Origin of the sequence: Amaricoccus sp. (genome assembly GCF_036846665.1) — a bacterium.
Lineage (GTDB): Bacteria > Pseudomonadota > Alphaproteobacteria > Rhodobacterales > Rhodobacteraceae > Amaricoccus.
Map to the genome: position 1 here is coordinate 1 of NZ_DAIUBO010000183.1, position 7,904 is coordinate 7,904.

At 71.2% G+C, this 7,904-nt stretch carries 8 protein-coding genes and 2 pseudogenes; 4 read left to right on the forward strand and 6 right to left on the reverse strand.

The genetic code is table 11. The features are described from left to right. From V7050_RS15595 to V7050_RS15620, 6 genes and pseudogenes are all read right to left on the reverse strand, one after another. Window positions 1–634: pseudogene (locus V7050_RS15595) on the reverse strand (hypothetical protein); the annotation flags it as partial. A 6-nt stretch (window positions 635–640) separates the two neighbouring features. Then, the gene (tolR, locus tag V7050_RS15600; protein WP_324370668.1) at window positions 641–1,114 is read right to left on the reverse strand and encodes a protein TolR; all 474 of its coding nucleotides are present in this window, start codon (window positions 1,112–1,114) and stop codon (window positions 641–643) included. Between the two features lies 1 nt (window position 1,115). Further along, window positions 1,116–1,820 (reverse strand): protein TolQ, encoded by a 705-nt coding sequence (tolQ, locus tag V7050_RS15605; protein WP_324370669.1) that lies wholly within the window; start codon window positions 1,818–1,820, stop codon window positions 1,116–1,118. A gap of 273 nt (window positions 1,821–2,093) precedes the next feature. Beyond that, window positions 2,094–2,504 carry a tol-pal system-associated acyl-CoA thioesterase gene (ybgC, locus tag V7050_RS15610; RefSeq protein ID WP_324368948.1) on the reverse strand — a complete coding sequence of 137 codons (411 nt, stop codon included), beginning with the start codon at window positions 2,502–2,504 and terminating at the stop codon, window positions 2,094–2,096. Then, on the reverse strand, window positions 2,501–2,797 hold the full coding sequence (locus V7050_RS15615; RefSeq protein ID WP_324368949.1) for a hypothetical protein: 297 nt from the start codon (window positions 2,795–2,797) through the stop codon (window positions 2,501–2,503). Before V7050_RS15615 ends, ybgC begins: the two co-directional genes overlap by 4 nt. Before the next feature lie 169 nt (window positions 2,798–2,966). Then, window positions 2,967–3,974, reverse strand: coding sequence for a HupE/UreJ family protein (locus V7050_RS15620; RefSeq protein WP_324368951.1), 1,008 nt, complete (start codon window positions 3,972–3,974; stop codon window positions 2,967–2,969). A gap of 318 nt (window positions 3,975–4,292) precedes the next feature. Between V7050_RS15620 and V7050_RS15625 the strand changes: the two genes are divergently transcribed. The 4 genes and pseudogenes from V7050_RS15625 to V7050_RS15640 form a co-directional block, all read left to right on the forward strand. Next, window positions 4,293–5,687 (forward strand): cytochrome ubiquinol oxidase subunit I, encoded by a 1,395-nt coding sequence (locus tag V7050_RS15625; RefSeq protein WP_324368953.1) that lies wholly within the window; start codon window positions 4,293–4,295, stop codon window positions 5,685–5,687. Window positions 5,688–5,691: 4 nt separating this feature from the next. Next, the gene (gene cydB, locus V7050_RS15630; protein ID WP_324368954.1) at window positions 5,692–6,696 is read left to right on the forward strand and encodes a cytochrome d ubiquinol oxidase subunit II; all 1,005 of its coding nucleotides are present in this window, start codon (window positions 5,692–5,694) and stop codon (window positions 6,694–6,696) included. 152 nt (window positions 6,697–6,848) lie between these two features. Continuing rightward, entirely contained in the window at window positions 6,849–7,472 is a 624-nt protein-coding gene (locus V7050_RS15635) for a MarR family winged helix-turn-helix transcriptional regulator (RefSeq protein ID WP_324368956.1), read from the forward strand. A 76-nt stretch (window positions 7,473–7,548) separates the two neighbouring features. Continuing rightward, window positions 7,549–7,904, forward strand: a pseudogene (locus V7050_RS15640) (hypothetical protein); the annotation flags it as partial.

Genomic DNA, 7,904 nt, shown 5'->3' on the forward strand with positions numbered 1-7,904 from the left:
TCGCCGGTGGCGCGGGCTCGGCCACCGGCTCGGGCTCCGCCGCAGGCGGGGCTTGGGGCGTCTCTTCGGGCCGCGGCGCCTCGGCCTCCGGGGCGGGCGCGACCGCCGCCTGCGGGATCTCGGCCGGGCGCGCGGGATCGGGCGGCTCCGGCACCGCCTCGGGCGCAATCCGCGCCACCGGCCGCGGGCGCGGTGGCGTCACCGCGGTGGGCGGGGCGAGCGTGACCACCCGCGGCACGACGCTCGAAAGCTCCGGCTCGGCCACGGCGAGCGGCGAGGAGGGGTCGAAGGGGGCGGCGAGGCTCGCGACCTCCTCGGGAGCGGCATCCTCCTCGGGCGCCGGCTGCACCTCGGCCGAGGGGCCGCGCACCACCTCCGGCAGCGGCGCGGGCGGGCGCTCGGCCGGCGGGGCGGCATCGGGCGCGGAGGGCGGCTCGGGCGGCGCCGCCGTGTCGCGCGGCGCCTCCGCCGAGGCCTGGGCGGCGGCGAATTCCGCCTCGGTGACGAAGCTCACCTCCGTGACCCGGATCGCCTCGCGATCGCTCGGCTTCAGCCAAGGCAGGCCCCAGACCGCGAGCGCGATCAGCGCCGCGTGGCCCGCTGCCGAGACGATCGCACCGGTGGGCATGCGCACGACGGTCTAGCCGTCCTGCCCGTCGAACCTCGGGCCGCCCTGCTCCGTCACCAGGCCGATATTGTGGAATCCGCTGGCGTTGAGCGCGCCCATGACCTGCATGACGCCCTCGTAGGACGTCGCGCCGTCGGCCCGCAGAAAGACCTTGTCGCTCTCGCGCTCCGCCGCGACCGCCCGCAGGAGCGGGATGAACTCCGACCGGCTCACCGCCTCGTTCTGCACCAGGATCTCGCCCTCGGCGGTCAGCGCCACGGTCAGCGGCTCCTCGCGCTCGGAAGGCAGCGGCGCGGCGGCGGTCCTGGGCAACTCGATCGGCACGCCCACGGTCAGGAGGGGGGCCGCCACCATGAAGATGATCAGGAGCACCAGCATGACGTCGACCATCGGCGTGACGTTGATCTCCGACATCGGGCGGCGCTTGTTGCCGCGCCGGCCGCGCCGGCCGCGGTTGCGCACCGCGCCGCCGAGGAAGACCGCCATCTCAGGCGCCCGCCTTGTCGAGCTGGCGCGACAGGATCATGGCGAATTCGTCGGCGAAGCCCTCGTAGCCGCCGAGCACCGCATCGCTGTCCTGGTTGAGCTTGTTGAAGAAGATCACCGCCGGGATCGCGGCAAGCAGGCCCAGCCCGGTGGCGAGCAGCGCCTCGGCGATGCCGGGCGCGACCACCGCGAGATTGGTCGATTGCTGCAGCGCGATCTCCTCGAAGGCGTGCTTGATGCCCCAGACCGTGCCGAAGAGCCCGACGAAGGGCGCGATCGAGCCCACCGTGGCGAGGAAGGTCAGCCCGCGGTTGAGCTCGTCCGCCTCGCGGCCGATCGCCACGTTCATCGCCCGCTCGATGCGGGCCTGGGTGCCGGCGATCAGCCCGCCGTCCTTGCGGTGCGAGCGCCGCCACTCGGTCATGCCGGCGGCGAAGATCCGCGCCGCCGCCCCGGGCGGCTCCGGCCCGACCCGGTCGTAGACGGTGTCGAGCGGCTCGCCGGACCAGAAGTCCGCGTCGAAGGCGCGCGCCTCCTCGCGGGCGCGGCGCATGTCCAGGGTCTTCTGGATGATGATCGCCCAGGACCAGAAGGAGGCGGCGATCAGGACGAGCATCACGATCTTGACCGTGAAGGTCGCCCGCAGGAACAGCGCCAGCAGCGAGAAATCGATCTGCTGTGCGGCGGCGAGGGTATCGGTTTCCATGCGTGCCTGCTGATGCTTGCTCGGGAAGTCGGCCGTGTTCGTCCGGCCTCGGCGGGTCCTCGTCCCTTGCCGCGGCCTATTGCCGAAAAATACCGCTTCTGTCTAGGGGTCGCGCGGTCCCGGCCAGGGCTCTCGCAGCTGGATCTCCTTCTTTCTTCCTCGGCCGCCCCGCCCCGAGACGAGGACGGCGCCCGGCGGTTCCCGCCGGGCGGGGCGGTGACGTTGGCCTGCTTGGAACTCTGGCGCAGGGGGACGCTGCCAAATGCAATGCCCCTACGGTCCGGGCAGCATCCCGCCAAGGGCCGCGCGCACCGGCTCGGGCAGGCGCCGCGGGCGGCCGTCACGGCCGAGGCAGACCACGTCGACCTCCGCCGCCACCAGCAGTTCGTCCGCGCGCCAGACCTCCTGGATCAGTCGCGCCCGTGCGGCGGTGACCGCCGCCACGGTCGTGCGCACCGTGAGCACGTCCTGAAAGCGCGCCGGGGCGCGGTAGTCCACCGAGAGCGCGCGCACCGCGAAGACGCTTCCCAGCTCGCGCTCGAGCGCTACCTGGTCGATCCCCGCCGCGAGCAGCGCCTCGGTACGCGCCCGCTCGATGAACTTCAGGTAATTGGCGTAATAGACGATCCCGGCGAGATCGGTGTCCTCGTAATAGACCCGGAGCTCGAAGCGATGCGCCGTCATGCGCGCGGATGCCGGATCTCGTGCACCGAGAGGTTCGCGTCGACCGTGCAGGTATGCAGCCGCCCGCCATCGGTCACGCGCACCAGCGCCAGGCCGTCGGCGCCGGTCTCGGCGAGCACCGCCGTCACTTCGGCGGGATCCTTGCCGACATGGGCCGCGACCGCCTCGGCGCAGGCGCGCTCCTGGGCCGCAGCCGAGGCCGCCGGCACATTGCGCTGCCCCTCCCCCGCGCCCGCGCAGGCGGCGAGCGGGGCGGCGAGCAGCAGGATCGGAAGCGGAACGCGCCTGCGCATGGCCCGGCCCTCACGCGATGATTCGTCCCGCGATCATGCCCCGCCCCGCCGTTGCCCGCCAGCCGGCGGGCGCCGGGCACGGGGGGCTATAGCAGCTGGCGCTTTTTCCTCTTCGACCGTTCCGCAACAGGATGAGGGCAGCGCCCGGCCCGGGCGGGGTCGGGGCTCATCAGAACGCGGCGACACGCCCCACGAACCAGACGGCGGCGACGCTGCCCATCAGATAGCTCGCCGCCGCGATCCCCTGGCCGTCCCGTCGGGTCGCCCAGGCCATCGTAGCCGGATAGAGCCGTCGGAGCAGGGACCCGACGACGACGACCATCGCGATGAACATCAGCTGCCCGGCCTCGACCCCGAGGTTGAAGGCGACGAGCGCCGGCGGCACCTCGCCCTCCGGCAATCCCACCTCGAGCAGCGCCCGGGCGAAGCCGAGCCCGTGCAGCAGCCCGAAGGCGAAGGCCACGACCCAGGGATAGCGCTCCGTGAGCCGCAGCCCGCGCCCTTCGGGACGGGCGAGTTCGGAGGCGAGGAACATGATCGAGAGCGCCACGACCGCCTCGACCGGCGGCGCCGGCACCACGATCCAGCCGAGCGCCGCCGCGCCCAGGCTCAGCGAATGCGCGACCGTGAAGGCGGTCACCGCCCCGACGAGCTGCCGCCTGTCCCGGATCAGCAGGATCAGCGCGAAGACGAACATCAGGTGGTCGATCCCGCGCAGGATATGGTCGACCCCGAGCGCGAAATAGGTCGAGACCACCCCGAGCCGTCCCTGCGGCGCCGGCACGCGGAAGCCGGGGCTCGCCGCCGTGAGCCGCTGGCTCTCCGCCCTGCCCGGCGCCAGTTCGTAGCGCACCAGCACGTCCGTCTCGGTCAGCTCCAGCCCCTCGATGGTGATCTCGCCACCCTCGAGCCCGCCCGGACAGCCGGAGATCCAGGCCGCCACGAAGGCGGTGCCATCGAATTCGAGCGGGCCCGGCCCCCGCGGATCGCAGGTCTCGGGCAGGACCGCGGCGATCTGCATCGGTCCGCCCGCGCCCGCCGGCACCTTCCAATAGACCTGCCAGGCATCGCCGCCGAGCGCCCGCAGGTCGAGAAAGCCCGGCTGCAGCGCGTGCGGCAGTGCCGGCCCCGCCCAGAGGCCCGGCAGAAATGCCGCGAGGAACGCCAGGGACGTCACGAGTCCGGTTCTCCAGTCCTTCCGGATGCGGGCACCGGGGCCGGATGCGGCCCGCTCCCGCCGGGCGCGGCCCGGATTCCGGGCAGACGGGAACCGCGGCGGCCGGGTGAAGAATGCCCCTGCTCCTCTCGCTCCGCTCAAGTCCCCCGCCCCCAGACGCCGCCGACCTTTGGTGTCCCAGATCACGCCGGACCACAAGACTCGGAAAACCAAGGGCAATGTGCTAGGGCGTTGAGCCGTGAGGTCGATGCGGCGGCGGGCTCCGTGCGCTGGCGCAGGCCTGGATCTTCTGGCGCGAACCGACGAAAGGAGCGCAGCGTGGCCCTGGATCCGCTCATCCTCTCGCGACTCCAGTTCGCATTCGTGATCAGCTTCCACATCATCTTTCCGGCCTTCACCATCGGCCTGGCCGCATGGCTCGCGACCGTGGAGGGCCTGGGCTTCGCCACAGGGCGCGCGGTCTATCGGCGGATCTTCGATTTCTGGCTGAGGATATTCGCCGTGTCCTTCGGGCTGGGCGTGGTGAGCGGGATCGTGATGGCCTTCCAGTTCGGCACCAACTGGAGCGTGCTCGCCGAGCGGGCCGGCCCGATCCAGGGGCCGCTGATCGGCTACGAGGCCTTCACGGCCTTCCTGCTGGAGGCAACGTTCTTCGGGGTCATGCTGCTCGGGCGCGACCGGGTCAGGCCGGGCGTCTATCTTCTCGCCTGCTGCATGGTGTCGCTCGGGACGATCCTCTCGTCCTTCTGGATTCTCGCCAACAACACCTGGATGCAGGTGCCGATCGGACATGAGGTGATCGACGGCCGGTTCATCCCGACGGACTGGCGCGAGATCGTGCTCGGCCCGGTGATGCTGATCCGCTGGCTGCACATGCTGCTCGCGGCCTTCCTGACCACCGCGATCTGCGTGGCGGCCACCGGCGCCTGGTACGTGCTGCGCGACATCAACCGCGCCGAGGCGCGGGTGATGCTGACCTGGGGCCTCGGGCTCGCCGCCGCGCTGATCCCGGTGCAGATGTACCTCGGCCATCTGAACGGCCTCTATGTCTACGAGCACCAGCCGGCCAAGTTCGCCGCGATCGAGGCGCGCTGGAAGGACGAGCAGCCGGGCACGGAGGTCTGGCTCGCCTGGCCCGACGCGGCGCGGCAGGAAAACCTCCTCGCGATCGAGACGCCGGGCATCGGCAGCTTCATCGCCACGGGGGAATGGGACGCGCCGATGACGGGGCTGGAGAGCTTTCCGGAGGAGGACCGGCCGCCGGTGGTGATCCCGTTCTTCGGCTTCCGCATCATGGTGGGCATGGGGCTGGTGATGCTGGCGGTTTCCTGGATCGGGACGCTCCTGCGCGTCACCGGACGGCTCGAGACCAGCCGATGGTTCCTCTGGGCGACATTCCTGGCCTTTCCGAGCGGGTTCATCGCCGTGCTGACCGGCTGGTACACCGCCGAGGTCGGGCGCCAGCCCTGGGTGATCTACGGCCTCCTGCGCACCGAGGATGCGGTGACGCCGGCGCTGACGACCACGGACGCGCTGATCTCGCTCGTGGTCTTCGTGCTCGTCTACGGCATGCTCGGGGGCTTCGGCGTGCGCTACATCTACAAGCTCCTGCGCGAGGGGCCGAGCGGGCCGTCCGGAGCCGCCTCCGGCGCCTACGGGAGCCGCCGCCCCTTTGCGCGCGCGGACGGCCCCGGCGTCACGGACCGGAGATAGGCCGATGGAGATCTTCAGCCTCGCGCATCTCTGGGCCGGGATCATCGCCATCGCGATCCTCGTCTACGTGCTGCTCGACGGCTTCGACCTCGGCGTCGGCATCCTCTTCGGAATGACGCGGGACGAGGCGAAGCGCGGCCCGATGATGGCGGCGATCGCGCCCTTCTGGGACGGCAACGAGACCTGGCTCGTGGTGATCGGCGCCTCCCTCTTCGCGGCGTTCCCGGCGGTCTATGCGGTCTTTCTCAGCGCCTTCTACCTGCCGGTGCTGCTTCTGCTGGTCGGCCTGATCTTCCGCGGCGTCGCCTTCGAGTTCCGCTACCGCAGCGAGCGGATGCGCGGGGTCTGGGACTTCGGCTTCGCCGCCGGCTCGACGATGGCCGCCTTCGTCCAGGGCGCGGCGGTCGGCGCGATGATGCGCGGCATTCCCGTCGAGGACGGGCAGTTCGCCGGGACGAGCCTCGAATGGCTGCATCCGTTTCCGGTCCTGACCGGGATCGGGCTGGTCCTGGGCTACGCCCTGCTCGGCGCCTGCTGGCTGGTGCTGAAGACCGAGGGCGCGGTTGCCGACTGGGCGCGGGGCATGGTCTTCTGGCTCGTGATCGGCGTCCTCGCCATCGTCGGGCCGGCGATCGTCGCGGCCCTGACCGTCGACATGAGCCCGGGGCTCACCCAGGCCGCCGAGCGGTTCGGGATGCTGAGCAGCCTGGGCGCCGCCGCCGGCTTCTATGCGCTGCTTCTGCTGGTCGCCTGCGCACGCCTGCGGCTCGACGGGGCGCTCTATCCGCTCGGGGCGCTGTTCTTCGCCGCGACATTCGTGGCGCTGGCCGGCATGATGTGGCCCTATATGATCCCCTACACCCTCACCGTCCAGGACGCCGCCGCGCCCGAGGCCTCGCTGCGGTTCATGCTCTTTGCCGGGGTCGTGGTCCTGCCGGTCGTCGCGATCTACACGATCGGGGTCTACTGGCTGTTTCGCGGCAAGGTGGCTTCGTCCGAGGAGCCCTGACGCAAGGCGATCCGCGCGCGGGGCGCCCCATCCACCGAAACCCGAAGAGAGACCTTCCGCAAGCGGATACACTTGCGGAGCTGCCGCGGTGGGTCTGCGATGGCCATTGAATATAGTTAGGACTCCTGTATAAAGACTCGGAGAGGTGGCAGATGTCTTCAGAATCCCGGCAGATCGTCACGGCGTTCCAGCGGCTTGCGCTGTTCTGGCGTGCCAGTCAGTGGCAGGTGGCCAGGGAATTCGGCCTCAACCCGACTCAGGGGGAGGTCCTGGCACGGGTGGCGGCGCGGCCGGAATGGGCGGCGGATCTGGCCGCCGCGCTCGGGATCTCCCATGCCAGTCTGAGCGACACGGTCTCCGCGCTCGATCGGAAGGGGCTGGTCCGCCGCCGTTCCGATCCCGATGACGGCCGTGCCCGCCGGATTGAGGCGACCGGGGCGGGAACCGCCCTGGCCGCGCGGATGCCGGAGGCGCCCGCCGCACTGGAGGAGGCCATTGCAAGGCTAACCGAGGCCGAACGCGGCGGGCTGCTGCGGTCGCTCGTGTTGATCATCCGCTCCCTGCAGGAGGCGCGCGCCATCCCGGTGCAGCGCATGTGCCTGACCTGCCGCCATTTCCGCCCGCATATCCACGACGATCCCGTCCGGCCGCATCATTGCGCCTTTGTCGATGCCGCCTTCGGCGATGCCGCCCTGCGGCTGGATTGCGCGGATCACGAAACCGCCACGGACGAGGAGGCCGCCCGCGCCTGGGCGGCCCTTTCGGTCGTGGGGTGAACGGGGCGCCCGGAATGCCGCTGCAACGGCCCGGACGCCCCGAATGCAACCCCTCTGTCACGAAAGGAAGCATTCGATGATGACACAGATACGGTCCCTTTGCCACGCGCCCGGAGCAGCGGCCGCGGCGCTGACGCTCGCCGCGGCTGCGGTCGGCGCGCACGAACTGACCGCCGAGGCGGGCAATGCCGAACGCGCGGCCTTCGACATCGTGGCCGCCGACATCGCAACGGACGGGCGCCATGCGATCTTCACCATGTCGGTGGCCGGCACGCCGGGCGAGGACCGGCCCGAGGCGGCGGGCGGACTCGCGGGGGCGCCGGTCTTCTCCTACGTCTGGCCGACGACGCTCGACCCGTCGGTCGTGGGGTTCGAGGCCGGCGCGGGCATCCTCGCCTTCATCAATTCGGACGCTGCCGCCGCGTTCAGGAT